This is a genomic window from Paenibacillus intestini, from assembly GCF_030803945.1.
Taxonomy (GTDB): domain Bacteria; phylum Bacillota; class Bacilli; order Paenibacillales; family Paenibacillaceae; genus Paenibacillus; species Paenibacillus polysaccharolyticus.
Window position 1 is genome coordinate 344326 of the sequence record NZ_JAURUN010000005.1, and the last position, 26663, is coordinate 370988.

Annotated in this window: 28 protein-coding genes and 1 tRNA gene; 5 read left to right on the forward strand and 24 right to left on the reverse strand. The window is 44.0% G+C overall.

Annotated features, from left to right (window positions below; genetic code table 11):
- Nucleotides 1-8 precede the first annotated feature (8 nt).
- The 8 genes from J2T16_RS16550 to rpsF form a co-directional block, all read right to left on the reverse strand.
- Nucleotides 9-914: an ABC transporter permease gene (locus J2T16_RS16550; RefSeq protein ID WP_123067009.1), complete on the reverse strand. Its 906-nt coding sequence runs from the start codon at nucleotides 912-914 to the stop codon at nucleotides 9-11.
- Nucleotides 915-942: 28 nt separating this feature from the next.
- Nucleotides 943-1905 (reverse strand): oligopeptide ABC transporter permease, encoded by a 963-nt coding sequence (gene opp4B, locus J2T16_RS16555; RefSeq protein WP_154889655.1) that lies wholly within the window; start codon nucleotides 1903-1905, stop codon nucleotides 943-945.
- 7 nt (nucleotides 1906-1912) lie between these two features.
- A complete protein-coding gene (locus J2T16_RS16560) occupies nucleotides 1913-2845 on the reverse strand; it encodes an ABC transporter ATP-binding protein (protein WP_260510743.1) in 933 nt (310 codons plus the stop codon).
- Between the two features lie 4 nt (nucleotides 2846-2849).
- Nucleotides 2850-3848 (reverse strand): ABC transporter ATP-binding protein, encoded by a 999-nt coding sequence (locus J2T16_RS16565; protein ID WP_090923585.1) that lies wholly within the window; start codon nucleotides 3846-3848, stop codon nucleotides 2850-2852.
- A 733-nt stretch (nucleotides 3849-4581) separates the two neighbouring features.
- Nucleotides 4582-5208: a M15 family metallopeptidase gene (locus tag J2T16_RS16570; protein WP_260510744.1), complete on the reverse strand. Its 627-nt coding sequence runs from the start codon at nucleotides 5206-5208 to the stop codon at nucleotides 4582-4584.
- A gap of 227 nt (nucleotides 5209-5435) precedes the next feature.
- Nucleotides 5436-5705, reverse strand: a complete 270-nt coding sequence (gene rpsR / locus J2T16_RS16575) for a 30S ribosomal protein S18 (RefSeq protein ID WP_090923587.1) — start codon at nucleotides 5703-5705, stop codon at nucleotides 5436-5438.
- A 56-nt stretch (nucleotides 5706-5761) separates the two neighbouring features.
- Complete coding sequence (ssb, locus tag J2T16_RS16580) at nucleotides 5762-6247, reverse strand: single-stranded DNA-binding protein (RefSeq protein ID WP_090923588.1); 486 nt, start codon at nucleotides 6245-6247, stop codon at nucleotides 5762-5764.
- 51 nt (nucleotides 6248-6298) lie between these two features.
- Entirely contained in the window at nucleotides 6299-6592 is a 294-nt protein-coding gene (gene rpsF / locus J2T16_RS16585) for a 30S ribosomal protein S6 (protein ID WP_024629534.1), read from the reverse strand.
- 215 nt (nucleotides 6593-6807) lie between these two features.
- Here rpsF and J2T16_RS16590 point away from each other — a divergent pair, with 215 nt between their 5' ends.
- Nucleotides 6808-7002, forward strand: a complete 195-nt coding sequence (locus tag J2T16_RS16590; protein WP_090923589.1) for a YjzC family protein — start codon at nucleotides 6808-6810, stop codon at nucleotides 7000-7002.
- Nucleotides 7003-7434: 432 nt separating this feature from the next.
- On the opposite strand, the gene J2T16_RS16595 is transcribed toward J2T16_RS16590, so the two are convergent.
- From J2T16_RS16595 to J2T16_RS16610, 4 genes are all read right to left on the reverse strand, one after another.
- Nucleotides 7435-7525 (reverse strand) — tRNA-Ser (locus J2T16_RS16595).
- Nucleotides 7526-7681: 156 nt separating this feature from the next.
- Nucleotides 7682-7891, reverse strand: a complete 210-nt coding sequence (locus tag J2T16_RS16600) for a DUF951 domain-containing protein (RefSeq protein ID WP_090923590.1) — start codon at nucleotides 7889-7891, stop codon at nucleotides 7682-7684.
- The gene (locus tag J2T16_RS16605; protein WP_336122766.1) at nucleotides 7881-8822 is read right to left on the reverse strand and encodes a mechanosensitive ion channel family protein; all 942 of its coding nucleotides are present in this window, start codon (nucleotides 8820-8822) and stop codon (nucleotides 7881-7883) included. Before J2T16_RS16605 ends, J2T16_RS16600 begins: the two co-directional genes overlap by 11 nt.
- Nucleotides 8823-8840: 18 nt before the next feature.
- Complete coding sequence (locus J2T16_RS16610; RefSeq protein ID WP_186809681.1) at nucleotides 8841-9104, reverse strand: putative Se/S carrier protein; 264 nt, start codon at nucleotides 9102-9104, stop codon at nucleotides 8841-8843.
- A 117-nt stretch (nucleotides 9105-9221) separates the two neighbouring features.
- On the opposite strand from J2T16_RS16610, the gene yyaC reads away from it, so the two are divergent.
- The gene (gene yyaC, locus J2T16_RS16615; protein WP_090923592.1) at nucleotides 9222-9827 is read left to right on the forward strand and encodes a spore protease YyaC; all 606 of its coding nucleotides are present in this window, start codon (nucleotides 9222-9224) and stop codon (nucleotides 9825-9827) included.
- Here the strand turns inward: yyaC and J2T16_RS16620 are convergent.
- The 12 genes from J2T16_RS16620 to rpmH all read right to left on the reverse strand — a co-directional run bounded on the left by J2T16_RS16620 (nucleotide 9802) and on the right by rpmH (nucleotide 21829).
- Entirely contained in the window at nucleotides 9802-10302 is a 501-nt protein-coding gene (locus J2T16_RS16620; protein ID WP_090923593.1) for a DUF4446 family protein, read from the reverse strand. The genes yyaC and J2T16_RS16620 overlap by 26 nt on opposite strands.
- Nucleotides 10303-10448: 146 nt before the next feature.
- Nucleotides 10449-11603 (reverse strand): aminotransferase class V-fold PLP-dependent enzyme, encoded by a 1155-nt coding sequence (locus J2T16_RS16625; protein ID WP_221787669.1) that lies wholly within the window; start codon nucleotides 11601-11603, stop codon nucleotides 10449-10451.
- 140 nt (nucleotides 11604-11743) lie between these two features.
- Nucleotides 11744-12592 (reverse strand): ParB/RepB/Spo0J family partition protein, encoded by an 849-nt coding sequence (locus J2T16_RS16630; protein WP_154985156.1) that lies wholly within the window; start codon nucleotides 12590-12592, stop codon nucleotides 11744-11746.
- Entirely contained in the window at nucleotides 12585-13346 is a 762-nt protein-coding gene (locus tag J2T16_RS16635) for a ParA family protein (RefSeq protein ID WP_090923627.1), read from the reverse strand. Before J2T16_RS16635 ends, J2T16_RS16630 begins: the two co-directional genes overlap by 8 nt.
- A 190-nt stretch (nucleotides 13347-13536) precedes the next feature.
- Nucleotides 13537-14355, reverse strand: a complete 819-nt coding sequence (gene noc, locus J2T16_RS16640) for a nucleoid occlusion protein (RefSeq protein ID WP_499018797.1) — start codon at nucleotides 14353-14355, stop codon at nucleotides 13537-13539.
- Between the two features lie 773 nt (nucleotides 14356-15128).
- Nucleotides 15129-15851: a 16S rRNA (guanine(527)-N(7))-methyltransferase RsmG gene (rsmG, locus tag J2T16_RS16645; RefSeq protein WP_499018798.1), complete on the reverse strand. Its 723-nt coding sequence runs from the start codon at nucleotides 15849-15851 to the stop codon at nucleotides 15129-15131.
- A complete protein-coding gene (gene mnmG / locus J2T16_RS16650; RefSeq protein WP_253498854.1) occupies nucleotides 15851-17740 on the reverse strand; it encodes a tRNA uridine-5-carboxymethylaminomethyl(34) synthesis enzyme MnmG in 1890 nt (629 codons plus the stop codon). Before mnmG ends, rsmG begins: the two co-directional genes overlap by 1 nt.
- A gap of 143 nt (nucleotides 17741-17883) precedes the next feature.
- Nucleotides 17884-19260: a tRNA uridine-5-carboxymethylaminomethyl(34) synthesis GTPase MnmE gene (mnmE, locus tag J2T16_RS16655; RefSeq protein WP_145414530.1), complete on the reverse strand. Its 1377-nt coding sequence runs from the start codon at nucleotides 19258-19260 to the stop codon at nucleotides 17884-17886.
- A gap of 164 nt (nucleotides 19261-19424) precedes the next feature.
- The gene (gene jag, locus J2T16_RS16660; protein ID WP_336121487.1) at nucleotides 19425-20126 is read right to left on the reverse strand and encodes an RNA-binding cell elongation regulator Jag/EloR; all 702 of its coding nucleotides are present in this window, start codon (nucleotides 20124-20126) and stop codon (nucleotides 19425-19427) included.
- Entirely contained in the window at nucleotides 20123-21001 is an 879-nt protein-coding gene (locus J2T16_RS16665; RefSeq protein WP_090923601.1) for a YidC/Oxa1 family membrane protein insertase, read from the reverse strand. Before J2T16_RS16665 ends, jag begins: the two co-directional genes overlap by 4 nt.
- A gap of 74 nt (nucleotides 21002-21075) precedes the next feature.
- Nucleotides 21076-21426: a ribonuclease P protein component gene (gene rnpA / locus J2T16_RS16670; RefSeq protein ID WP_090923602.1), complete on the reverse strand. Its 351-nt coding sequence runs from the start codon at nucleotides 21424-21426 to the stop codon at nucleotides 21076-21078.
- 268 nt (nucleotides 21427-21694) lie between these two features.
- A complete protein-coding gene (rpmH, locus tag J2T16_RS16675; protein ID WP_019914530.1) occupies nucleotides 21695-21829 on the reverse strand; it encodes a 50S ribosomal protein L34 in 135 nt (44 codons plus the stop codon).
- 642 nt (nucleotides 21830-22471) lie between these two features.
- On the opposite strand from rpmH, the gene J2T16_RS16680 reads away from it, so the two are divergent.
- From J2T16_RS16680 to gntK, 3 genes are all read left to right on the forward strand, one after another.
- On the forward strand, nucleotides 22472-23146 hold the full coding sequence (locus J2T16_RS16680) for a GntR family transcriptional regulator (protein WP_336121485.1): 675 nt from the start codon (nucleotides 22472-22474) through the stop codon (nucleotides 23144-23146).
- A 295-nt stretch (nucleotides 23147-23441) separates the two neighbouring features.
- Nucleotides 23442-24803, forward strand: a complete 1362-nt coding sequence (locus tag J2T16_RS16685) for a GntT/GntP/DsdX family permease (protein ID WP_336121484.1) — start codon at nucleotides 23442-23444, stop codon at nucleotides 24801-24803.
- 53 nt (nucleotides 24804-24856) lie between these two features.
- Nucleotides 24857-26404, forward strand: coding sequence for a gluconokinase (gntK, locus tag J2T16_RS16690; protein WP_336121483.1), 1548 nt, complete (start codon nucleotides 24857-24859; stop codon nucleotides 26402-26404).
- The last annotated feature ends 259 nt before the right edge of the window (nucleotides 26405-26663 follow it).

Consider the following 26663-nt stretch of genomic DNA (forward strand, 5'->3'; position numbering starts at 1 on the left):
CCCTTTTTTTAACCTCTTCTTTGTCTTGCATCCGTCGCACGTTTCAAGGCCTGTCCGACATTATTTATACTCAACATCAATACCAGGATCAGTAGTGATGCAGGTAGCCAAATCCACCATCTGTATTCCAAGGTTTGCGGATTACGTGCATAACTTACGAGTGTTCCAAGACTTGGTGTGCTTTCCGGGAAACCAAATCCCAGGAAAGACAACCCGGATTCAAGACCAATATTAGCTGCCAGGTTCAATGTCATCGTTACAATGATAATCGAACTTAGGTTAGGAAGAAGCTGCGATACAATAATTTTAAAGTGAGAAGATCCAAGTGTTTTGGATGCTTTAATATACTCGAGTTCACCCTCCTGAAGCGCCTTGGATCGAATCAATCTGGCGATTCCCATCCATAGGAAGGCGGTCATAATGAGCGAGAATGAAACGATATTATATTTCGGTACAGCCGTTACAAAGGCGATAACCATCATCAGGAATGGCAAGATCATGAAAAAGTCCACCACACGCATGAACATATTATCAATCATTCCGCCAAAGTATCCCGAGAGCACACCAACCAAAATGCCAATAAATCCAGTCATTAAGGTTACCAGAATACCGATAGTTAAAGAGTTTCTTGTCCCAATAACAAGCTGACCAAATACATCTCGTCCGCCATAGTCTGTTCCCAGCCAGTATTGTGCGGAAGGTGGCTCATATAGTGCAAACAAATCAACTTTAACAATATCGTCCTGATTCAGAATCATAGAGGTTCCATATACAAGAAGAATGACAAGCCCCAGGAATATGAGCGAAACGAGGGCTACTTTGTCCCTGACCAACTCTCGCCACACAATGCTTAAGCCGGAAGGACTTTTATCAACCTTCTGCGAAGTTACAATAACATCATTGGTCTTGCTCATCTGTTTTCACCCCGAAATCTTCAAGTTCTTACTTAATGCGAATACGCGGATCGACCAATCCCAGAATAATATCAGACAGCAGTGAGCCTAGAATCGTAGCAATCCCATATAATAATACGAGTGCTGTGACTACACTGAAATCCCGTAATGAGATGGAATTCAGGAACAACTGTCCCATACCCGGGTAGCTGAATATACTTTCAATAAAGATGGTTCCGCCGATCAGCCCCGTAATCTCATACCCGAAAAATGCAGCAATCGGCAACAGGGAGTTTCGCAAAATATGTCTGTTGTAGATTCGGGATTCCGAAGCACCTTTGGCTCTCGCCGTGATTACGAACTCTTTGTGCTTGATATCAATAATCTCACTGCGTAAATATTGTACCGTGGATACAGTGGAGATTAGTGCCATTGATAACGCTGGTAATAGCAAATGGTGAATCTTACTTATGACGTATTCAAATGTTCCTGGTGTAAGGCCTGGTGCCACACTTCCCCCTGTCGGGAACCATCCAAAACGGAACCCGAAAATCCAGACCATGACCAGAGCGAAAATGAAGAGTGGTGCTGCAAAACCCAGGTACGTATATCCTGTAATTAAACGGTCAGACCAGGTGTCGTTATAACGACCACTGATGATACCGAGTGGAATAGCAATAAGATATGTGAGAATCAGTGTTGCCAATGCAAGCCAGAATGTATTGGCAATCCGTTGACCAATAAGATCTGTTACTGGCATTTTAAAACGGAACGATTGTCCGAAATCACCCATAGCTGCATGCCTGATCCAGTCCCAATACTGTATATACCATGGATTATTCAATCCTAGCCGTTCACGCTGTTCTTCTAGCGCTTTGGGATCAATACTCGGATCAAGCAGTCCCGTCAACGCGTCACCTGGCATGGCTTTGGCCATCAGGAAGACCAGAATACTAAGCAAAATTATTTGAGGAATCATTATAAATATTCGGCGTACAATAGTTTTCCACATATGGCCTTCAACCTTTCTGAGGTAAAGCTACCCGGTGAGTATCGGAAATGGATTGGAGCGAATAAGCAAGCCCTTCCTCATCGAAGAAATTGCGGTATGAATTTTCATACTCGGATTTGATCTGCTGTCGGAAAGCTATCATTTCCTCACGTTTGGTTGGGTCCATATCCGGAATCGCTGCGATAAGACGTTTGGTATAGATATGTTGGGGATTTTCAAAAATATCATCTGTTGTCCCTTGTTCCACATATCGACCTTTATACATAATTCCAATCTGGTCGCACATATGACGAATAATGCCCAGATCGTGGCTGATAAACAAATAGGTCAGATTCAGTTCTTTCTGAATTTCCTGCATGAAGTTGAGCACCTGGGCTTGTACGGATACATCCAGTGCAGATACAGGTTCGTCAGCGATAATCAGTTTGGGCTTGAGTGCAATGGCACGAGCGATTCCAATCCGTTGACGCTGTCCACCTGAGAATTCATGCGGATACTTGTAGATAGACTCCGGACTCAACCCTACCTTCTCTAATAAGCTACCGACCTGTCTCTTCTCTTCCGTTGCCGTCAGTCGTTCATAGTTTCTTAGAGGCTCAGCAATGATGTCCATAACGCGCTTCTTCGGGTTAAGAGACGAATAAGGATCCTGGAAAATCATCTGTACATCCCGCTGAAGCTGGCGATCTTTGCGTCGTTCTTTGGTCAAATCCCTGCCATTGAATAAAATTTTTCCACTTGTCACATGATTCAGACCAATCACAGCTCTGCCTGTTGTTGTCTTGCCTGAACCGGATTCTCCAACAAGACCGTAAGTCTGGCCTTCTTCAATGGAAAAGCTGACATCGTCAACCGCTTTGACACTGTCAATCTCCCGTTTTAGTAATCCTCCGCGAATCGGAAAGTGTATTTTGAGTCCTTCTACTTCAAGTAATGCCATTATGTTATGCCTCCTCCGCTTGATCAGGGAAATGAAAGTGCTGATAGCAGGTACACCTTACAAAGTGTCCTGGCGCAATTTCATGCATCTGCGGGTTATCTTCATGAGCAGAGTCGCTAATCCATGGAATTCGGGCCTTGAATCTGCACCCCTGCCTTGGAAGATTTTTGAGAGAAGGTACGATGCCTTGAATGACATGTAATTTGGATTTTTCTTCAGTAATCGTAGGGATCGAGTTTAATAATGAACGTGTATAGGGATGTTTTGCATTGGTCATCAATGTAACAATATCCGCTATTTCAACAATTTCTCCTGCATACATGACGGCTACACGATCAGCCATCTCGGCCACTACACCAAGGTCATGCGTAATAAGGATAATGCCTGCGTTAATCTCATTCTTCAGCTCTCGGATCAACTCGAGAATTTGCAACTGAATGGTAACGTCAAGTGCTGTTGTTGGTTCATCGGCAATGAGCAGTTCTGGCTTATTGGCAATTGCGATCGCGATAACAATACGTTGCCTCATGCCGCCAGATAATTCGTGGGGATATTGCTTATATATTTGTTCGGGACGTGGAATCCCTACCTGGTTCAATAAGTGAATAACCTTATCCCGCTTCTCTCTGGAAGACAGCTTCGGTTGATGAAGAGTGAGAATCTCTTCAATCTGTTCACCTATGATCATTAGAGGATTGAGTGCGGATAGTGGATCCTGAAAGATCATGGCCATTTCTCTTCCGCGCAGTTTGTTTAATTGATTAGGGGATATGTTGGCGATATCTTTCCCTTTATAGAGAATCTGACCTTCGATTTTGGCTTTGTTATGCAATCCCATCAGAGAAAATGCAAATGCACTCTTACCTGAACCTGATTCTCCTACAATAGCCAACACTTCATTCTTCTTAACCTTAAGATTAACATGATCGACTGCTGCATAATAGTTATCTTCAATTCTGAATGATGTCGTTAAGTCTCTGACTTCCAATAGCTCTTTATTCAAATCAATCACCCTAACCCTGTAATTTCATCAGACTGTATTCATAAGTAGAAGAGTGCATCCACTGTATATTTCCATGTTGTTCCTTAAATTGAACAAAAGTGTATACAAAATACCTTATCGTTAACAGAATCAAGATTATAGTCTTCAATTTAAACCATTGGTCAATTAATGTTGATAATTCCTAGCGGAATTATAAATACAAATAATTACTGTAATCATACGTGTAATTTAAGTTAACGTCAATCATTATTTTGGGATTTATGGAATAAATGTTTTCTATGCTACAGTTTTGGGTAATAGTTTTGGCTAAAAGGTATCTATAGCAGGATTTTAGTGTGAGAGTTAAGTGTGCTCGGGTGGAATTACAACAATATGAGGCGTGTGTACAAAGTTTTTTTGTGTATATATATAACATGTCTATGACACAATGTGTAGAGTTAATAGCAAATGATTTGGGAGTAACTTAGTTAGTGTAAATTACATGTCACATTTAGGGGGATTTTGTCGTTTCATAGAATCTCTGCTTAGAAGTCATATGAAGCTTATATATATACATTTATTTAAGGTTTGTAAGATAAACGTAAAAATCTAGTTATTATAGTATAGTTTTATTTAATTGTTGCTGTAAAGAGTTAATTGTTACTTTTGAACATTTATTTTACAAAAGAAAGAAAAAAGTCCTGCAAAAAGCAGGACTTTACTAATAAATATTCATAATTACGCATATATACTATTACCTTTGTGGCACCAATGGTGGCCTTTTACCACGTTTTAAATCACGAATACTCAAATCAAAGTCCATCTGTAGATGAGGATAGTCCGGAAAGTTAGTCCAGTCTCCACCCCAGGTGAAACCTAGCTCTTTAGCTAAATCGACAACCTCCATCCAATCTGCCTTGCCATTGCCATTATCATCTCGTTCCATATCCCAGACAATATCTCCATCAGGGGTTCTTAAGGCAAAATCAATGGCTAGTCCATAGTTATGATAAGACTCCCCGCCTCTTGCATTGGTGACAATATTCCCAGAAGATGAGCGTCCCTGTGCAAAGAGAGCATCTTGTTCCTCCACACTCCGATATCCATGCGTAATCACAACTTCTATACCTCGCCTGGCAGCCATACGGACTAATACACCTTCACTTTCGGCAACAGCTGGATGCAAACCGGTAATTGGCAAAGGCTCAGGAATTATTTCATCTTGCCATATCTCTCCCAAGTCCCCTTTTTGTTGCAACCATACAAATACAATGGATAGAATAATCGTTGCGATGATCCAGTTTCTCAGGCTTTTCTTCCTTCGCTGTCTTAGCTTACGTAGTGATGAATTCATATACTCTCCTACACTTTTTCTACTCATCAAGCTTTAATTCTTTTTTAAAGGCTTCATTTCAGGTAAACTAACTTCTATTATAATTCATCTCAGCTGTGAAAGCTTCTTCTGCAAAAATTACATGATTATACGTTTTCATTTTCTTAAATTTTCATATGTTATCCTTATTCTTATCCTTAGATTTATAGTATTTAAGAATACAAAAAAAGCAGTCGGCTTATAGCCGGCTGCTCTTGTATGCAAACTGAGTAAGACTACTCAGTTGTGTATGGCAACAATGCGATTTGACGGGAGCGTTTGATTGCAATCGTCAGCATGCGTTGATATTTAGCGCTAGTACCTGTTACACGGCGTGGCAAAATTTTTCCACGTTCGCTGATAAATTTACGAAGCAAGTCCGTATCTTTATAATCGATGTGAGTAATTTTGTTCGCTGTGAAGAAGCACACTTTACGACGTTTGTTGCGACCACCACGACGTGCCGGTCTTTTATCGTCTCCGCCTTCTCTTTGCTTGAAGCCCATGCTTTTCAGTCCTTTCCTATCATGTAACCGATATCTCGTACGAGTAACGGCTCACGTTAAAATGGCAAATCATCATCCGATATATCAATCGGTTTTCCGTCATCGGAAAAAGGATCCTGATTGTTGCTACGCGCAGCATTATTGTTGCTTGCACGTCCGCCGCCGCCTCCATAAGAAGGCTCTTCACGCATAGGTTGACCCCCGCCGCCACCGCCTTCGCGGTTAGCTGACTCCAAGAAACGAACATTATCGGCAATGACTTCGGTCACGTATACACGTTTTCCTTCGTTATTCTCGTAGTTCCGTACTTGAATGCGTCCTTCGACTGCAGCCAGACGACCTTTACGCAAATAGTTTGCACAAGTCTCGGCAAGCTGTCTCCAGGTTACGACCGGAATAAAATCTGCTTCCCGCTCTCCTCCTTGGCTTGTAAACGGTCTGTCTACGGCCAAAGTAAATTGTGTCACGGCTACTCCTGCTGGAGTATAACGCAACTCAGGATCCCGGGTTAACCGGCCGATCAGAATGACACGGTTCAACAATGTAATCCCCTCCTTCTGAGCGTATTGGTGCGATAATCACGAGTTAATGTCTTAGGCAGACTTAACGTCGTTGGTAATGAGATAACGAATTACTTCGTCAGAAATCTTCATGAGACGCTCAAGCTCAGTAACTACTGCTGGTTCAGCAGTGAAGTGTACCAGAACATAAACACCATCACGGAATTTCTTGATCTCATACGCAAGACGGCGTTTACCCATAACGTCGTGAGCTGTAACCTCACCACCGCCGTTGGAGATGATGCCTTGGAATTTATCGACTGTAGCTTGAACAACTTCTTGCTCAACGTCAGGACGAATAATGTACATCACTTCATATTTGCGCATAATTTTCACCTCCTTATGGACTCTGGCCCTCAATCCAGGTTGAGAGCAAGGAACGAGCACAAACTCGAACTATATTAATATAACAAATACACAAATGAAATGCAAGCAAACGTTCCCTGTACATATTGGTACATAATCCCCATCATGTTTAGACATCAGATGGAACACACTACAGAAGTAACACTGATCTCATTCTGTGGAGGAGGCTACTTATTATGGGTGAAAGAACCGAGTTCGAACCTGGTGACAAAGCGCCGAATGATGGAGAATACACTGAAGTCGGGGAGAAGAGTTTTCACACGGAAATTAATGATCCCAAGCGAGTCACGCTAAAAAAAGGTGAAGCCTTTCCGGAAACGAGCAATCACAATCGCAAGTGGAAAAAGCTGACTAAAGCTCGCGTTCACTAAGTTTTTTTTCAGTACCACGTATATAAAACGGTAGTTAGCACATAATACAATCAGGCGGTACACGAGAGAGGTGTGGTTCCGTTGGACAACGAAGCCGATTTTTCGATGTTGGAGATGCATCACGTAATATAAGAAGCTTGTGGGTGTGTAAGACTTCAGTCCGAAGCACAGGTATTGCTACAAGCAGTACAGCCAGCGTTTCTGTCGTTACGACCGATTGTGATCTAACTAAACATGTGCCGCCGGATAAAGAGCCCGTCAGGGCTCTTTATTTTTTTATACGGGGCCACATTATACAATTTTCACTAAAAAAATATAAGAAACAAAATAAAAAGACTATCCAATAGGCTAGTCCCTTCAAGTTGTTTATGATGACTCCAGTCCATGGAGTTATGTAAGCATTACATTTTCGCAAAATCTAAATGACTTAAGTGGCGGAAAGGGTGGGATTCGAACCCACGCACGCTGTGACACGCCTAGCTGATTTCGAGTCAGCCCCCTTGGGCCTCTTGGGTACCTTTCCGCAGCAAAATTGATTATATCACGCCTGTAGTCGGAAAGCAATACCTATACCCTGTCTGCATGAAAACGCTATTTCACTATTACGTTTCATCACCGCGATATGGCTAGATCTTGCATCTAAAACACCGGATATATGTTTTCCTCTTCCACCCTACCCTCAGGATTCCTCATCCTCTTCTACCGAGCGTAACACTTTTTTCATATTTTTCTCGAACTTGGCCCGAGGAATCAGTACGCTATGTTTGCAACCAACACACTTGATCCGAATATCCATCCCCATCCGAATGATCTCCATCTCATTGCTTCCACAGGGATGCTGCTTTTTCATCTGTACGATATCTCCAAGCTGGAAACTTTTACGCTCCACCTGCACCATCTCCCTCATCATTATCCATCGCAGCCGCCTGCTCTAATGCAGCCAATTTGCTTCTCTCATGGTACTCGAGTATTTTCTTCACATCTCCCTGAATTTGACGTTCGACCGAAGACCGGGAGTTCGGCATACATTCCGCTACCACACGAATGACATAATCAGAAGTGGACATCGACTGAATACCTAGCACATCCGGTACCTTCACAATATTCAGATCTCGTTCCTCAATACCTGCGAGCGATTGCTTCACCAGATGTACGGACTCATCCAGCGTCAGATCAGCCTTCATCGGGATATCCACTACAGCAAGCGAATTAGACATCGAATAGTTAGTCACACTTGCAATTGTACCATTCGGAATGATGTGTACTTCTCCCTGCCAGCTTACCAGTTTGGTTGTTCTTAGGCCAATGACTTCAACGGTTCCTTTGAACGTGCCTGTCTGAATCACATCTCCTACAGCAAACTGATCTTCTAAAATAATAAAGAATCCGGTAATGACATCCTTCACTAAACCCTGGGCACCAAAACCAATTGCAAGCCCCAGAACACCGGCACTAGCTAGCAATGGTCCAACCTGTACATTGATCTCGGATAACAGTAACAAAATCATAATGAAATTACAGGTTATCGAGGTTGCATTTTTCAACAACTCACCAATCGTTACGAATCTGCGCGGGTTGACGCGAATTTTGCCTTCCTGCTTCCGTTCCATCGAACGATCAATAACCCTGGACACCACTTTAATGACAATACGAGTGATAATAAAAATAATGAGGATGCGAATCGAACTGAACATGATGTTAAGCCACATATCCGTATCCGAAATTTTAGCCCACACTTTATCCGTCCAACGAATGGCTTCATCCACAGTTGATGCATAAATGCCGACATTATTACCAGCTTGCGCAAAATAAAATGACATCAAAGTCTGATTCCTCCTCTACATCGGTATGTTATCATAGCTGTCTTCGGTTTTGAAATAGAGGCCGCGAATCTCAACAAACTCATCACGAATAATTTTCTGTACTCGCATCAGATCCTCTTTTGGAAACTGAATACACAGTGCACAGCCCGCTGTAATCTCCTTAGGTGTCGGAAACAAGTCAATCTCGATCTCAGCAAACTCTAATAGCATCTCTGCTCGCAGTGCCTGCTGCGTTGAATCAAACGCAATCAACATCCAATCGTTCAGCCATTCGTCCATGTCCTGCCCCTTTCAAGCTACAACCACTCTCAGGTAAAAAGCCTGTCCTTCCGAAGTATAAAACACTCTACCTTTCCATATACTGATACTACTATTCCAAGGGAAAGGATAGATCCTATGAATCCTACTTCGCGTTCCTTTTCATCACAAGATCTGACCAGCCTGAAAGTTCCTCATACTGATCCAGGTGTGCATTCTGCCATTGTACATCGTTTAATGTTCCATCTCTATAAAGCTCATTCCTTGCAAAATGTAGTGATTGTCTGCATCGGTACAGACCGTTCCACAGGTGACTGTCTCGGACCGCTAGTGGGTACGTCACTGGCAAAATGGGACAGCCCTCTGTTCCATCTATATGGCACATTGGATGAGCCGGTTCATGCTGTAAATCTGCAAGACACACTCCACAAAATCTACAACACCCATCAAAATCCGTATGTGATTGGTATTGACGCCTGTCTTGGCCAATCCTCTAGTGTCGGTTGTATCCAGGTCGTAAACGGTCCGCTCAAGCCTGGCGCAGGCGTAAATAAAGAATTACCGCCGGTCGGCGATATCCATCTGACAGGTATCGTTAACGTCGGCGGTTTTATGGAATACTTTGTGCTTCAGAACACACGGCTTAGTCTCGTTATGCGGATGTCTGAAATTATAGCAAGCAGTCTGTACTCGGCCATTCGGGAATGGCACACTCGCTCTACTCTGCTTGCTGTGCCAGAGTAATAGCTTCCTTCTCCTCTGGGGAAAGTGTATACGTTGACTCTCCCCCTTTTAGAGGTTTTGCATATACATATGAACCATCACGATTGAATAATCCCGTAAGGATCATACCGTCCTGACTTTCATTAATCATGGCTATCGAAAAGCTCAGGTCGCTACCACGCTCTCCATAAGCGTTGTATCTTTTAACACCGACCTTGCCCTGAATACGAGCCAGCTTCTGCAATGCTGTTTGCAACTGATTCGTTTGCAGTTTGTGTTCGTCCTCAATGCTGTCCATCTGAATCTTCAGATTAATTAGTAGGGACTCCAAATCCTCCACACCACTGCCAGCCATCATGGCTTCGTATTTACGTTTAAACTTCCGTAACTTTGCCCCTTGAGCAATACTCACGATCAGCAAAATCACCGTAAGCAATGCCAATCCGCCAATAATCCATAACAGCTGTTCCAGAATCAGCTCATTTAATTCAGCCATGTAAGTGCAACTACCCCTCTATGTTTTTGATCAGATTCACGTCTGTCCGTAGTTCTTAGCTTTTATTATAAATCAACCCGTTATTCAAGGAATTAATCATATATTTCCATTTTGAACAACAGAACGTTGAACAATTTTGTTACTCCCTATTTCACTGCTGTTAGCTCAGTAATGGCCCGAATGAGTTCATCGACCTCTTCATGGGAAGAGTTGTATCCAACGCTTGCTCTGACAGCCCCGGTAGCTGTTGTACCTGCTGACTCATGCGCAAGTGGAGTACAGTGAAATCCTGAACGAACCGCAATACCATAATTCCGATCCAGCCGGAATGCAAGCTGAGCTGAATCATATCCCTCAATTATAAAGGATACTAATCCTGAACGAGGTTGTCCAATGTCCGGGCCCAACAGTTGAATACCTTTGATCGAAGAAAGCCCATTCATTATATGTTGCGTTAACTCCCACTCATGCTGATAGATGGAAGCAGGTGTCATGGCAAGTACATGCTTCACCCCCGCTCCTAACCCAGCAATCCCCACCGTATTAGGAGTCCCTGCTTCATATCGATCTGGACGCACTTTAGGCTGTTCTACTGCCTCGGATTGACTACCTGTACCTCCATGAAGGAGAGGTTGCACATCAAGCTCAGGAGCGATGTATAAGCCGCCTGTACCTTGGGGTCCTAGCAATCCCTTATGTCCTGGAAAAGCGAGCATATCAATGCCTAGTTTTCCTACATCCACTGGCATTATCCCAACACTCTGAGCTGCATCCACCAGTAAAAGAGCGTGATGTCGACGGCATAGTTCTGAGATTTCTCCAATTGGCAAAATGCTCCCTAGAAGATTAGAACTGTGCGTACATACGACCAAACGGGTGTTTTTCCGAAACATCCGCTCCATCTGTTTTAAGTCTATGGCTCCATAAGCTGTGACGGGTACATAATCAATCTCAATCTTACCCTGTCTGCGAAGGAACTCCAGAGGGCGCCGAACTGAATTATGTTCCGCCATGGTGGCTATCACATGATCACCCTCTTGAAGCACACCCTGAATTGCAAGATTAAGAGCTTCTGTTGTGTTTGAACCAAATGCAATATCATTAGGGTTTTTAATACCAAACAGAGTCGCTAAGCCTTTTCTCGTTTCAAACAAAACCCTGCTCGCCTGCACAGCCATACGATGACTCCCCCTGCCTGGGTTAGCCCCTGCAAATTGAAGGGCATTCATCATTGCCTCACCAACAGCAGGTGGTTTAGGCCAAGATGTTGCTGCATGATCCAGATAGATTGTGTTCTCCATCCTCCTACCACCTCAGCTCATAAGAAATACTTACAGGATTTGTTTACAAACAAAGAATGACATATCGTTTCTCCAGAACACAGAGTCGATATGTCATGACATGAGTAGCTCTGCATGTTGTTAATGATGCACCCGAGTTGTTATTGCAACAGTTCTAATAATCGTTCGAGATCTTGTTTGCTATAGTAGTTGAGCTCTATTTTACCTTTATCTTTCTGACCATGTTTAATTTTCACTGTCGTTTTAAATCGTTCCCGAAGTGACTCTTCCAAGGTGTCAATGAACGGATCTTTCTTCTTTAGCTTGGCCTTAGCCTTCGCTTCACCTGATTTGGAACGATCAAGTTGTTGCACTGCCTCTTCCAGCTCACGCACACTCCACTGCTGATCAATGGACTGTTTAGCCAGCTGTTTGACCAGGTTCTCATCCTTCACACCAACAATGGCACGTGCATGTCCCATCGACAATGTTCCACGTGAAACATGATCCTTTACTTCCTCTGGCAAAGCCAGCAACCGTAAAAAGTTAGCGATGTGAGAGCGTGATTTACCAACCTTCACGGACAACTCTTCTTGGGTCAAAGAGAATTGATCCATTAATCCCTGGTAGGCAACTGCCAGTTCCATTGCATTCAGATTCTCCCGTTGCAGGTTCTCAATCAGAGCTATTTCCATAACCTGCTGATCATTAAACGTACGAACAACAGCTGGAATAGTAGCATTACCACAATACTGTGATGCCCGAAACCTGCGCTCGCCTGCAATAATCTCATATCCTCGGAGTACAGGACGAACGATAATGGGTTGGATCACGCCGTGCTGCCGGATCGATTCCGCCAGTTCATGTATTGCTTCCTCATCAAATGCTTTACGCGGCTGATAAGGGTTAGCCCGCAGTTGACTAATCGGGATTTCTACGACTTTATCATCGTCATTAATTGAAAGCGAAGGAATGAGGGCATCTAGTCCTTTTCCAAGCCGCTTACTCATAAGAAATCACTTCCTTTGCGAGCTCTAAATACACTTCCGCTCCTCGGGAACGGGGATCATACGTTATAATGGATTGCCCGTGAGATGGTGCCTCACTCAGCCGTACATTACGCGGAATAATCGTTTGATATACCTTTTGCTGAAAATACTTCTTCACTTCTTCTATAACTTGAATGCCCAGATTCGTCCGAGCATCAAACATCGTCAGTAACACGCCTTCAATCTGAAGAGAGGTATTTAAATGTTTTTGCACCAGCCGAACCGTATTCAGCAATTGGCTTAACCCTTCCAATGCATAATACTCACACTGAATCGGAATAATCACGGAATCGGAGGCTGTTAGCGAGTTGATCGTCAACATTCCGAGCGATGGCGGGCAATCAATAAGAATATAATCATAATTATTTCTAACTTGTGCGAGTGCCTTTTTCAGACGAACTTCTCGCGATATGGTGGATACCAATTCGATCTCGGCTCCGGCAAGTTGAATTGTTGCAGGTATGATATGAAGTCCCTCAATTTGTGTCTCCGCGATCGCTTCCTGAGGAGGCACATCATTAATTAGGACATCATATATACAATTCGCCACATCTGCTTTATTAATTCCGACTCCGCTCGTTGTATTTCCTTGGGGGTCAATGTCAACAAGCAGTACCTTCTTCCCGAGTGAAGCAAGTCCTGCACCCAAGTTAACCGATGTCGTTGTTTTCCCCACACCGCCCTTTTGATTTGCTACGGCCATAATCTTAGACAATACCTTCACCTCAAATAAAATAGGAGTCTTTTCTTGTAGGTTGTGAGTTACAGTTAACAATAAGCAGGAGGCCACCGTCCACAAGAACAACAACTACCGTTTCCTTAACAGAACGATTTGTTCCCTTCACGTCGCATGAAAAACGGACTATATAGACAGAAAAAGCGGCCATTGCCGCCTTAAGCTTCAATTATTTGCGTTTTGGAATATGAATAACAATCTCGTAGTGATCCTCATGATCCGCTTCTTTTGTTTTGATATCCATACCTGAGCCTGTTACCATATCGATAGATTGACGAATCGTGTTAAGTGCCAGTCTTACATCTTTCGTAAAAGATATCCGTTTGGACTTTTTAATTTTGGAAGCTTCTTTATAAAATGCAACACGAACTTCGGTCTGCTTTACATTCAATTCCTTATCAATAATCTCGCCCAGCAATTTCAATTGCAACTCTTCTGTATCCAGGGATAACAAGGCCCTTGCATGGCGCTCGGATATCTTCCGTTCCATCAAAGCTGCTTTCACACCTTCTGGAAGTTGCAACAACCGAATCTTATTGGCAATGGTAGACTGGCTTTTGCCAAGTCGTTGGGCAAGGCTCTCCTGTGTCAATTGATGCAGATCAATCAACTTTTGGTAAGCAACCGCTTCCTCAATAGAGGTTAAACCTTCACGCTGCAAGTTCTCAATCAATGCAATGGATGCTGCTTGAGAATCGTTGAATTCGCGTACGATGGCCGGGATGTGTTCAAGGCCAAGTTTGCGAACAGCACGCCAGCGGCGTTCCCCGGCAATAATCTCATATGATCCATTCCGAACACGAACAACAATGGGTTGGATGACACCATGTGTTTTGATCGTTTGCAACAACTCATCAATCTTATCATCATCAAAAATAGTACGGGGTTGATACGGACTGCTCACAATTTCATTAACCGGGACCTGTTTAATCTCATCTCCGTTATTGCGCTCCGCCAAACCAAACAACTTCGAAAATTGTTCTTTCATTCCGTAGATTACCACCTAGTTTCGTAATAGCTCCCGCGGATCAGCAGGTGCTTCTTATTCCATAAGCGAGACAACACTTCCATCGTTCCTGAAATAAGTTATGCCATTCGTATGACTTGCTGCGTAGCAGCATCAAATACTTCACCATCTATTAATATGAACTAATCTATGATCACTGTTAACGCAGAATCCGATACTTCTATTCTATCATCTTTTTCACCATAATCCTATGTTTACCTATTCTTTAGAGACAGCAAATTTTCCTGCTTTTCTTTCACAATGATCGGGAAAATAAGAAATAATAAAGCATCATACCAACCTTATGCTTTATTATTTGCAAGGAGCATTCACAGAAAAAATGATTCCGATTGCATATCAGTCGAACTAAAGGTTTCTACATGAAAAATCTAGTATCAGAACAATTCGAATCGCTATTTTCCTAGATTTGTTTGATTTCCTTTTCTATAGAACAAATCTGGTGATAACGAAAGACCTATGCTTCCAATACAGCTTTCTTATAGAAAGCTTTTGGCTTCGCTTTTCAGGCTTTTTTTTGACCTCTCCGTTCAACCATTGTAACAACACAGTCATTTACTTCATTAGCTAACGCATCATATACACCATCTAAATTCTGATTTAATCTCAACTCAATCGATGCTACTAGATCAAAGATGCGAAAAAATCAAAGAGGATGTTTCACGTGAAACATCCTCTTTGTATATTGCTGTTCTATATTTCAACACGCTATTTTGTTTTATCCTTATGCCCTAATTCTACACGAGTGGCGTTTTAAGTGGTGTTCCTGGTTTACGAGGATACTTATGTGGTGTCTTATCAAATTTCTGAATCAAAATGATATGACGTTCCGATTCCTCCACTGGCAGTTGGAATGGATGAACAGCCTTCACCCGTCCTTTTAACTGATTAAAGCTGAACTCTGCTTCCTTCATTTCATCCCGCGGGTCTCCGCCCTTCATTGCAGCGAACATACCGCTTTTACGTACAAAGGGAAGGCAGAATTCATTCAGTACCGCGAGCTTGGCTACCGCCCGTGCAGTAACCAGATCATAGCTGTCTCGATATCCTTCTTTGCGGCCTAGCTCCTCAGCACGACCATGGATTAATTCGACCTGCTCCAGACCAAGTGTATCCACTACATACTGTAAGAAACCAATCCGTTTATTCAATGAGTCGATGATTGTAAGCTGGATATGTGGAAAACAAATCTTAAGCGGGATTCCCGGGAATCCTGCTCCTGACCCGATGTCAGCCAGTTTGTTTACTTTGTTCATATCTGTATAAAACGCTAACGATACCGAATCATAAAAATGTTTGGTATATACCTGCTCACGATCCGTGATACCGGTCAGATTCATTTTTTCATTCCAGGATACAAGTTCTTTATAATATAGTTCGAACTGTTCCAGCTGAAGTTCTCCTACTTCTAAACCATGTTCTTTCAAGCGTAGCTGCAACTGCTGTTGAATATCGTCCATTATTGTCCCCTTGCTGCGGTAACGCGGTTATAATGCTCAAGATAGACAAGCAAGATGGAGATATCAGCAGGCGTTACACCCGCAATACGAGACGCCTGACCAATGGAGATTGGGCGGATTTTCGCCAGCTTCTGCTTGGCTTCCATCGCAAGACCATGAATCTCATCATATACGATCGTGTCTGGAATTTTCTTTTTCTCCATTTTCAGCAAACGTTCCACGTGGATCAATTGCTTCTCAATATAACCCGCATATTTAATTTGAATTTCGACTTGTTCCTTCATATCAGCAGTCAATTCCACCTCGGAAGGAGATACTTGCTCAATCCAGTCATATCCAATCTCCGGACGACGCATCAGGTTCAGCAATGTGCTTCCATCCTGAATCGGTGTAGAACCAATCTCTTCCAGTTTTCCGTTAACTTCAACAGGACGTACCTTTGCATCTTTCAAACGTGCAATCTCCTGCTCGACTTTCGCCTTTTTATCCAGAAAAGATGCATACCGATCCTCGGTAATCAGTCCAATGTCATGACCAATTTCGGTAAGGCGCATATCTGCATTGTCATGACGGAGCAGCAAACGATACTCGGCACGAGAGGTCAACAAACGGTAAGGCTCATTCGTGCCTTTGGTAACGAGATCATCAATCAGTACTCCAATGTAACCTTGGGAACGATCAAGTACAATAGCCTCTTTGCCCTGCACTTTACGTGCTGCATTGATTCCAGCCATAACCCCTTGTCCAGCAGCTTCCTCATACCCGGATGTACCATTAATCTGACCCGCTGTGAACAGCCCTGGCAGACGTTTTGTTTCCAGAGATGGCCACAATTGCGTTGGAACCATCGCATCGTATTCAATTGCGTAACCGTTACGCATCATTTCCACTTTTTCCATACCCGGAATCGAACGAAGAACAGCCAGTTGTACATCCTCTGGCAGACTTGTAGATAAACCCTGTACGTAATACTCCGATGTATTTTTACCCTCCGGCTCCAGGAAAATCTGATGCTTTGGCTTATCGCTGAAACGTACAATTTTATCCTCAATGGATGGGCAATAACGCGGCCCTGTTCCCTCAATCACACCTGAGAACATCGGCGCACGATGCAGATTATCATTAATAATCTGATGTGTTTCCACAGATGTATACGTCAACCAACAAGGTAGCTGCTCATTCGTAGAAGATGTTGTCTCATAGGAAAAGAACTTCGGCTCATCATCGCCGGGCTGAATTTCAGTTTTGCTAAAATCAATTGTATCCTTATGCACACGCGGTGGTGTACCCGTTTTGAAACGTACAAGCTCGAAGCCCAGCTCACGCAGATGCTCCGACAATTTCAGAGATGGCTGCTGATTGTTTGGTCCGCTTTCATACATCAGCTCGCCCATAATGACTTTACCGCGCAGGTATGTTCCTGTTGTCAGCACTACAGCTTTGGCACGATATTCTGTACCTGTTTGAGTGACAACTCCTACACACTGACCATCCTCTACGATTAGACGATCTACCATGCCCTGACGCATCGTTAGATTAGATTCTTTCTCCATCGTTTCTTTCATTGTATGCTGATAAGAGAACTTATCCGCTTGCGCACGTAGCGCATGAACGGCAGGTCCTTTACCTGTATTGAGCATCCGCATCTGGATAAAGGTTTTGTCAATATTCCGGCCCATTTCCCCGCCGAGTGCATCTATTTCCCGTACAACGTGTCCTTTTGCCGGCCCACCAATGGATGGGTTACAAGGCATGAAAGCCACCATGTCGAGGTTGATCGTAATCATCAGAGTTTTTGAACCCATTCGGGCCGCTGCAAGAGCTGACTCTACCCCGGCATGTCCTGCTCCAACGACAATAACATCATATCTGCCGCCATCAAAAGCCATGTGTATTACCTCCTTATATTGCTGTTATCTATATGAAAACCAACACTTCCTGGCAACAACATCATTCCATCCTTTGACAACGGGCAGAAATTGTACCTTCCCATCATACACAACCATTTCATTGAAAGAAACGATAAAATGATTTACTTTCCTAGGCAGAACTGGGAGAAAATCTGATCTATTAATGCGTCATGCGCTGTATCTCCCACGATCTCTCCAAGCTGCTCCCATGCCAAACGAACATCGATCTGGATCATATCAATCGGAACAAACTGATCCGCAGCCTCATACGCATCAATCAGAGATTGCTTCGCCTTTTTCAATAAGGCAATGTGGCGAACGTTACTTACATACGTCAAGTCAGCAGACTCCAGCTTTCCACTGAAAAACAGCGTCGAGATGGCATCTTCCAATCGATCAACGCCCAGATCATCCTTCACAGACATCGGAACAAGCCGCTCCTCCGGAATGTAACGGAGCAGGACGTCACGGTCAATCTGTGGCGCTAAGTCCATTTTATTCATAATGATAATTGATTGTCTACCGCGGATTTGTTCCAGCAATTCAATCTCATCCTGATGAAGAGGCTCAGCTGCATTCACAACCATCAGAATCAGATCCGCATCATTGACAGCTGAACGTGAGCGCTCGACCCCAATCTTCTCAACAACATCCATAGTCTCCCTAATCCCTGCTGTATCGAGCAACTTCAAAGGGATATTGTTTATTGTAATAAATTCTTCAATGACATCCCGGGTCGTACCCGGAATATCAGTCACAATGGCCCGGTTATCTTGAGCAAGTGTATTCATTAATGAGGATTTACCTACGTTAGGTCTTCCAACGATTGCTGTCGTGATGCCTTCACGTAATATTTTGCCTTGTTCTGCCGTAGTGAGCAACTTATCAATCTCAGCCATAACCTCACTGGATTTTTCTTTTATAAATTCAGACGTTAATGATTCCACATCATGCTCAGGATAATCGATATTTACTTCGATATGAGCCAGTGTCTCTACCAATGTATATCTCAAATCACGCAACTTGGAGGAGAGTTTACCTTCTACCTGCTTCAATGCTACCGAGAAGGCACGATCCGACTTCGAACGAATCAGATCCATGACTCCTTCTGCTTGGGACAAGTCAATTCGTCCATTGAGGAAGGCACGTTTCGTAAATTCACCCGGTTCAGCCAAACGGATGTTCAGCTGCAGTAGCAGATCCATCACCCGCTTAACAGATACGACACCACCATGTGCACTGATCTCAACAACATCCTCTGTGGTGAAGGAACGAGGCGCACGCATTACCGTGACCAGTACCTCTTCGACCTTTTCACCATGGCCAGGATCTATAATGTGCCCGTAATGAACTGTATGGGAAGGTGCCTGAGTCAAAGGTGTTTTGCTGCGGAAAATCTTCTCTGTCTCGGTCACCGCATCCGGCCCGCTGACGCGAATAACGGCTATGCCGGCTTCACCAACCGCCGTAGATATGGCTGTAATCGTATCGCTAATCATTGTGATCTCTCCCTACTCTCTATAATGAAGTTGTCATCCATCCATTCCGGAGAACGCCAACACATATTCAACTCAATGGGTACACTACTGTCGCATATGCTTCGGTACGAAAAAAGCAATGGCTTCTGCACCGGGCAGGCAGCCATTGCGTCATCAATTGCGTGTTATTTCAACGTAATAACCACACGCCGATTGGGCTCTTCGCCCTTACTTAAGGTCTTAATCTGCGGGTGATTTTGCAGTTTGGCATGAATCACTTTACGTTCAAGCGGAGGCATCGGCTCTAGTACAACTTCCTTACCTGTACGGATTGCTTGTCCAGCCAATCGTTCAGCTAGATCTTCAAGCGTTTTCCGCCGGCGCTGACGGAAGTTCTCCGCATCAAGTACGATGCGAACGAAGCTTTCCGAGTACCGATTGGCTACGATATTGGTCAAATACTGAAGAGCATCCAGCGTCTGTCCACGTCTGCCAATAATCATGCCGAGGTCTTTCCCGGAAATATTGAAGATGTGACCATCCCGCTGTTTCTTGATATGCACTTCCACATCCAACCCCATACCTGCCGCAACCTCTTTCAAAAACGCAGCCGCTTCTTCATAGGGATTATGGACTGCTACACCCTCAAGTAATGCTTCAATCTCAGGTTCAGGTGTGGCTGGTTTGATCGGCTGCGGTGCAGCTTCGGGTACGGGCAGCAAGCTCACTTCAACTTTAGCAGCCTTCACCCCGAACAAACCCAGGAATCCTTTTGACGGCTGCTCTAAAACTTGTATCTCGACCTTGTCCCGGCTCACGCCAAGCTCAGCCAATCCTTGGTTTACAGCATCTTCAACGGTTTTTCCTGACGTAATGACTGTGGTCATTTCGATTTTTTGGCCCCTTTCGACCCTTTCCCAGAGACGGTTGCCTTGCCACCGTTTTTGCGTTTAGCTCCATTTTTGGAAGAGCTGCTTTGCTTCACGTTGACCTCGGCCACAACTTTATCATTATTCCGGTAAAGGAAATAGTTTTGCACGATGGTGTAGATATTACTGTAGAACCAGTAAAGCGGCAACGCTGACGGGAACTGATATGACATAACAAAAATCAAAATCGGATACACCCACAGCATAAACTGCATTGGGCCAATCTGCTGTGCAGGATTCATACGCATCATCATCCACGTTTGAATGAACGTTGTGATGGCAGCCAGCACTGGCAAAATAAACAGGTGATCCGGTGATCCCAGTTGGAGCCACAAGAAATCATGCGTTCTCAGACTGGAGTTTCCGTAAATGGAGTTATAAAGTGCGATGTAAATCGGCATCTGAATGATAAGAGGCAGACAGCCGGCCATCGGGTTAACCTTGTTCTCCTGAAACAATTTCATCGTCTCTTGCTGAACTTTCTCAGGTGTATCTTTATACTTGGCTTGAATCTCCTTCAGCTGCGGCTGAATGGCCTGCATCGCTTTGGAGCTGCGGACCTGTTTCATCGTCAATGGTAAAATCAATGTCCGTACAATAAGCACCATCACCAGGACAGCCAGTCCATATTCACCGCTAAACCAGTTAGCGAATGTATCGAGCGCCAGTGAGAACCAGTACACGACATTGGCTTGCCAGAATGATTCACTATTCTTCAGATCTTCCGTTGTAACCCCTGCACCTTGTGGAGTACATCCGGCGAGTACAGTGACCATTGCAATGACTGCAATGAGGAGAATCCACTTCCCCTTAGATGTCTTCAATCGCGACACTTCATAACCCCTCTCTTAACCATTCCATTCCACCGTAAATCATACCATAATTAGGAGGACAAATAAACCGAAGCTTACCGCTTGCACGACTTCAACAGGGAGGCCTTACGCAGTACATGTAACAGACTTTTTTCCATTTCCTTATAGGGCATGCCTAATGCACCTTTGCGGACGATGAAAATCAAATCCATCTGCGTAACAATCTCTTGTTCATGATGACGTACAATTTCCTTGATCATGCGTCTCATCCGGTTACGCACGACAGCGTTTCCTATTTTTTTGCTACAGGATACGCCCACCCGGAATTGTTCGGTATCTTTACGGCGGCAGCCATACACCACGAATTGATGATTGGCAAACGATTTTCCAAACCGATATACACGGCTAAAATCCGCACGGTTTCGCAGACGCAGTCTTTTATACACGGCGCTTCTCCTTGCTGTCCTTCATCAACGTTATTGACGGAGGTATCATTACTAATTTAGTATAGGCTTTCTTGATCGACGGTAAACCGTCTTGGCGACAACTTGTATATAAGGAAAGTTTCTGAAAAAGAGAAACTTAACCAACAATTATGATTAGCTAACTGGTACGCTTCTTCACAGCCTATAAAGCAATGAATTACGCTATATAACCAGCCTGAATAATCCCGTTTTAAGAAAAAAAAGACCACCTCGGTGGTCTTCAGATGCATTAAGCACTCAGGACTTTACGGCCTTTCAGGCGACGTGCAGCCAAAACTTTACGGCCGTTTTTTGTGCTCATTCTTTTACGGAAACCATGAACTTTTTTACGCTTGCTAACGTTCGGTTTGAATGTAGGTCTCAATGTATTGCACCTCCTTACAAGGAAATACTTATGTGATGAATCCTTTTCATCTTCACAGAAAACACCTTTATATATTTAACCACGTCCAATTGGAAAAGTCAACTGAAAAGCGACGCCTCCCTCCCTCTTTTTCATATGCTTTCCAGCGCTCAAAAAACATGCCTCTCTATCCTAGAGATTTTCCCCCAATAATACAGCCACAAAATCATCAAAAAAAGTTATCCCCAACCTCCGAAAAAGAGCTGATTTCTTCATCTTCTTCCGTTATCCACACTTCTTATAATATGTAATGAAATCTGTATTCCTGTTTTAAGTTATTCACATGTGGATAAAGAATAATAGGTTGAAGTTTGCAAAAATAACGCGTGATGTATCCGCTTCACTGTATAGGTTTACAACGTTTTAAGAAAGGTGTAGGATGGAAATCAGCATCTTGTATACAAGTATACCTTTTGTTTTTTTACCGTTTGTTTTCGCATGCAATCGGCACTAGATCGAATTGCGATACGATAACAGTACACATCAACTCTTGTGTGTACATTCATTAATTTTGACTTTTCGACAATTGATCGAATTCTGAGGTGTAGCACATTGTGTTATGATTCTAACGTACGAATTACTTAATTTAGGAGCGTTAGCCATATGCAATTTCCATCTTCCTGGCTTCAAGGAGCATCTCGCGGTGAGGCCATAGCTTGCGAATTAAGGCTGAGAATCATCAACGGAACCCTTCGGCCTGGGGAAATTTTGTCGGAAAATCGAATTGCTGCTGATTTTGACAGCAGTCGCTCGCCTGTTCGCGAAGCATTGAGAACGTTGTCAAATGAAGGGCTGATTCGGCTTGAACGAATGGGTGTTGTCATCCTGGGCCTCAATATGAAGGATGTCGAAGAACTGTATGATGTACGTTTTCTCATTGAAAGCTTTGTACAGCAACGGCTAGCGGCAGATGTGCCTCCAGCGCTAATCACGCAGCTGAGCAATATCATTGACAAAATGCAACTCGCTGGCAAACATCAAGATGCTGTCGAATTTGCTTATCAGGATCTTACGTTTCACGAGGCCATTGTCGAGGCAGCCTCCCATTCCCGTATCTCACACCTGTGGAAGAGCATCAGATATGTTGTGATGACGGTCATGCTACTTACTACGCGCAGAGTATTTGCCCAAGGTGAGTCCAAAGTAAGTGCTGTAATTGAAAAACACCGCTCCCTTGCAACTGCTCTGGAATCAGGGGACAAAGCTCTGATCCAGCACGGGGTACGCACATATTTTAAAGACTCTGGCCAAACGTTACACGAAAGCTTTGAATTTTGAACTTGATTTCTTACAGCATATCGATGTTAGAAATCTTGCTATTTGTTAGAACCGAAAGCGTTGCGTACAGATTTTCTTATGAGTGACCATAGAGTTGGCAATCAATCCAGCGTCAAGGACGTGAATGATTGCCACATAACTTGTCGACAAGTATACAAAATGCGGTATTTTCATTTTTCGGACATGATAAGGGTAGTTTGCTTCATTACATTGTTATCAGATCATCAAGATGCTAATTTTTTTATCACTGCTTTCATTGTAAGCGTTTATCCCAAGACAAAGGAGTAATTACATCATGAGCACGATTTTCGGATTATCCCATAATGCTACATTGCTGATCTGGACGTTGATCGCCATCATCTTCCTGATCCTCTTAATCTCCAAATATAAATGGAACCCCTTTATCACCCTTTTATTATCTGCATTAATGCTTGGTTTGCTTGCAGGTATGAAGCCAGCTGACGTCATTTCCTCCATTACGGGCGGACTTGGCGGTACTTTAGGCACGATCGCTATCGTCATCGGACTTGGTACCATGCTTGGTAAAATGATGGCTGAATCTGGCGGTGCCGAGCAGATTGCGACGACTCTTGTTGACCGATTCGGTGTGAAACGTGTGCACTGGGCTATGATGATTGTTGGATTCATTGTAGGTATTCCTGTTTTCTTTGAAGTCGGTGTCATTCTAATGATTCCGATCATCTTCACGGTAGCCCGCAAAACCAATATGTCCCTGCTTCAGATCGGTATTCCTATTTTGGCTGGTCTCTCCACAGTTCATGGGCTTGTTCCACCACATCCGGCACCGATGATTGCCATTGAAGCCTTCAATGCGGATCTGGGAAAAACGATTCTGTACTCTTTAATTATAGGCATCCCTACTGCGATTATTGCTGGACCGGTATTCGGTAAATTTATCGGCAAAAGAATTCACACCGAACCACCAGCTGAACTCGCTGAACAGTTCTCGTCTAAGAAAAACATTCATTTGCCCGGATTTGGCATTACATTGTTTACGATTCTGTTGCCCGTCATCCTGATGCTGATTGGCTCCATTGCAAACATCGTTGATCCTGATGCAACAAGTGGGTTTACCGTCTTTAGTGAGTTTATCGGCAATGAGATTATTGCTTTGTTGATCTCTGTTGTCTTTGCCCTCTTTTCACTCGGTTTTGCCCGCGGATTCACCAAACATGAACTTTCACGCTTCACCAGTGAATGTCTGGCCCCAACAGCTACCATTATTCTCATTATTGGAGGCGGCGGTGCCTTCAAACAGGTGCTGATTAACAGCGGCGTTGGTAATGCCATTGCAGAATTCGCCACAAATGCACACATTAATGTCATTTTGTTTGCCTGGCTTGTAGCTGCACTGATTCGTGTCGCTACTGGTTCAGCTACGGTTGCGATGACTACAGCTGCTGGTATTGTTGCTCCAGTACTCGCTCTTACACCAGGAGCTAACATTGAGCTGGTTGTACTTGCCACGGGGGCAGGCTCCCTTGTACTTTCCCATGTTAATGATGCAGGCTTCTGGATGATTAAGGAGTTCTTTAATATGAGTGTTGCTCAGACACTCAAGACGTGGACTGTTATGGAAACACTACTTTCTGTGGTTGGATTGATCTTTATTTTGCTACTAAGTACAGTGGTGTGATTGGACGCTAACATCCTTTTTCTCATATAAAAAATCGAAAGAAGGACGAACGAATGACCAATTATATGATTGGAATCGATATTGGAACAACCAGCACTAAATCCGTGTTATTCACAGAGCAAGGCGAGGTGATCACGACCTCCACTCAGGAATATCCGCTCTACACACCAGCTCCGGATGTTGCAGAACAAGACCCGGATGAAATTGTGCAGGCAGCCATCCGATCTGTACACGGCGTGATGACCCAGAGCGGAGTCTCCGCTAACCAGATTCTCTTTGTATCCTGCAGTTCAGCCATGCACAGTGTCATCGCCATGGATCAGAACGATCATCCGCTAACGCGCTGCATCACCTGGGCTGATAATCGAAGCGCAGCTTGGTCCGCCAAGCTGCAAGAAAATGGTGTCGGTCATCAAGTCTATCTACGCACAGGCACCCCCATTCATCCGATGTCACCTCTGACCAAATTGATGTGGCTTCGTCATGACGAGCCAGAACTATTCGAACGCACGGCAAAGTTTATTTCGATCAAAGAGTACCTTTTCTTCCGTCTATTTGGGCAATATATCGTCGATCATTCCATCGCTTCGTGTACGGGACTGCTGAATCTAGAGCAACTGGACTGGGATCAGGAAGCACTGGATATCGCAGGGATCACACCGAATCATCTATCGAAGCTTGTACCGACGACTTATACAATAGAGGGAATGCATCCTGAATGGGCTGAAAAAATGGCTCTTTCCCCCTCCACGCCTTTTGTAATCGGCGCAAGTGATGGGGTGCTGTCCAACCTTGGCGTTAACGCCATCAAACCGGGCATAGTCGCCGCAACCATCGGAACGAGTGGAGCCATTCGTACTGTCGTTGATCGCCCTGTGACCGATCCGAAAGGCCGTACCTTCTGTTATGCCCTGACGGAAAAACTATGGGTTGTAGGTGGGCCTGTGAATAACGGTGGAATGCTGTTCCGCTGGGTACGGGATGAGTTCGCCGCGTCGGAAGTGGAAACAGCGAAACGCCTCGGCATCAACTCCTACGATGTACTGACCAAAATTGCAGAACGTGTTCCACCCGGCTCCGAAGGGTTGCTGTTCCATCCGTACCTCTCGGGCGAACGTGCTCCACTCTGGAACCCAGATGCCCGTGGCTCTTTTTTTGGACTGACCCTCCATCATAAGAAAGAGCACATGATTCGTGCAGTACTTGAAGGGGTTATTTTCAACCTCTATACCGTTCTGCTTGCCATGGAGGAACAGATCGGGCAACCCACCTCAATTCAAGCGACGGGTGGGTTTTCACGATCGCCGTTGTGGCGGCAGATGATGTCCGACATCTTTAATCAGGAAGTCGTTGTGCCTGAGAGCTTTGAAAGTTCATGCCTCGGTGCTGTTGTTCTAGGCCTGTATGCTACGGGACGAATCAAGTCTCTTGAAGAGGTTTCCTCAATGATAGGCACAACTCACCGGCATACGCCAGTCAAAGAACATGCCTCCCTCTATCAGGAGCTGCTGCCGATTTACATTCGCATTTCACGTAAACTTGAAGAGGAATATGCAGACATTGCAGAATTCCAACGCAAAATGTCTATGCTTCATATATAAGTAGAGGGAGACCCCGCAGCCATAAAACGGCTGCGGGGTCTCCCTCTTTTTGATGTCATTTTGTCTCTACCCATGAACACATCCATACTTGTGGTTTACCTCAATCATTTCCTCATGGTCACTTTTGATGTAATCAGCCATCCCTTTTTAGTCACTTTATGAGCATTCAGCAATCCAAAACCTCACCTTTTTACGACATAGCACCTCATGAGGTTGAAAAGGACTAATTACTATTCTTCTCATTTTTCCACTTACTCAC

Bases quoted from the DNA above. Each gene is read 5' to 3' on its own strand.
- J2T16_RS16685 (WP_336121484.1), top strand. From the start codon at position 23,442: ATGAGCACGATTTTCGGATTATCCCATAATGCTACATTGCTGATCTGG.
- J2T16_RS16605 (WP_336122766.1), bottom strand. From the start codon at position 8,822: ATGTCATTTTATTTTGCGCAAGCTGGTAATAATGTCGGCATTTATGCA.
- yyaC (WP_090923592.1), top strand. From the start codon at position 9,222: ATGAATCCTACTTCGCGTTCCTTTTCATCACAAGATCTGACCAGCCTG.
- J2T16_RS16630 (WP_154985156.1), bottom strand. From the start codon at position 12,592: ATGAGTAAGCGGCTTGGAAAAGGACTAGATGCCCTCATTCCTTCGCTT.
- rsmG (WP_499018798.1), bottom strand. From the start codon at position 15,851: ATGGACGATATTCAACAGCAGTTGCAGCTACGCTTGAAAGAACATGGT.
- rpsR (WP_090923587.1), bottom strand. From the start codon at position 5,705: ATGGGCTTCAAGCAAAGAGAAGGCGGAGACGATAAAAGACCGGCACGT.
- J2T16_RS16620 (WP_090923593.1), bottom strand. From the start codon at position 10,302: ATGGCTGAATTAAATGAGCTGATTCTGGAACAGCTGTTATGGATTATT.
- J2T16_RS16550 (WP_123067009.1), bottom strand. From the start codon at position 914: ATGAGCAAGACCAATGATGTTATTGTAACTTCGCAGAAGGTTGATAAA.
- J2T16_RS16610 (WP_186809681.1), bottom strand. From the start codon at position 9,104: ATGGACGAATGGCTGAACGATTGGATGTTGATTGCGTTTGATTCAACG.
- gntK (WP_336121483.1), top strand. From the start codon at position 24,857: ATGACCAATTATATGATTGGAATCGATATTGGAACAACCAGCACTAAA.
- opp4B (WP_154889655.1), bottom strand. From the start codon at position 1,905: ATGTGGAAAACTATTGTACGCCGAATATTTATAATGATTCCTCAAATA.
- noc (WP_499018797.1), bottom strand. From the start codon at position 14,355: ATGAAAGAACAATTTTCGAAGTTGTTTGGTTTGGCGGAGCGCAATAAC.
- J2T16_RS16560 (WP_260510743.1), bottom strand. From the start codon at position 2,845: ATGGCATTACTTGAAGTAGAAGGACTCAAAATACACTTTCCGATTCGC.
- J2T16_RS16680 (WP_336121485.1), top strand. From the start codon at position 22,472: ATGCAATTTCCATCTTCCTGGCTTCAAGGAGCATCTCGCGGTGAGGCC.
- rpsF (WP_024629534.1), bottom strand. From the start codon at position 6,592: ATGCGCAAATATGAAGTGATGTACATTATTCGTCCTGACGTTGAGCAA.
- J2T16_RS16625 (WP_221787669.1), bottom strand. From the start codon at position 11,603: ATGGAGAACACAATCTATCTGGATCATGCAGCAACATCTTGGCCTAAA.
- mnmE (WP_145414530.1), bottom strand. From the start codon at position 19,260: ATGATTAGCGATACGATTACAGCCATATCTACGGCGGTTGGTGAAGCC.
- jag (WP_336121487.1), bottom strand. From the start codon at position 20,126: ATGACCACAGTCATTACGTCAGGAAAAACCGTTGAAGATGCTGTAAAC.
- J2T16_RS16590 (WP_090923589.1), top strand. From the start codon at position 6,808: ATGGGTGAAAGAACCGAGTTCGAACCTGGTGACAAAGCGCCGAATGAT.
- mnmG (WP_253498854.1), bottom strand. From the start codon at position 17,740: ATGGCTTTTGATGGCGGCAGATATGATGTTATTGTCGTTGGAGCAGGA.
- J2T16_RS16570 (WP_260510744.1), bottom strand. From the start codon at position 5,208: ATGAGTAGAAAAAGTGTAGGAGAGTATATGAATTCATCACTACGTAAG.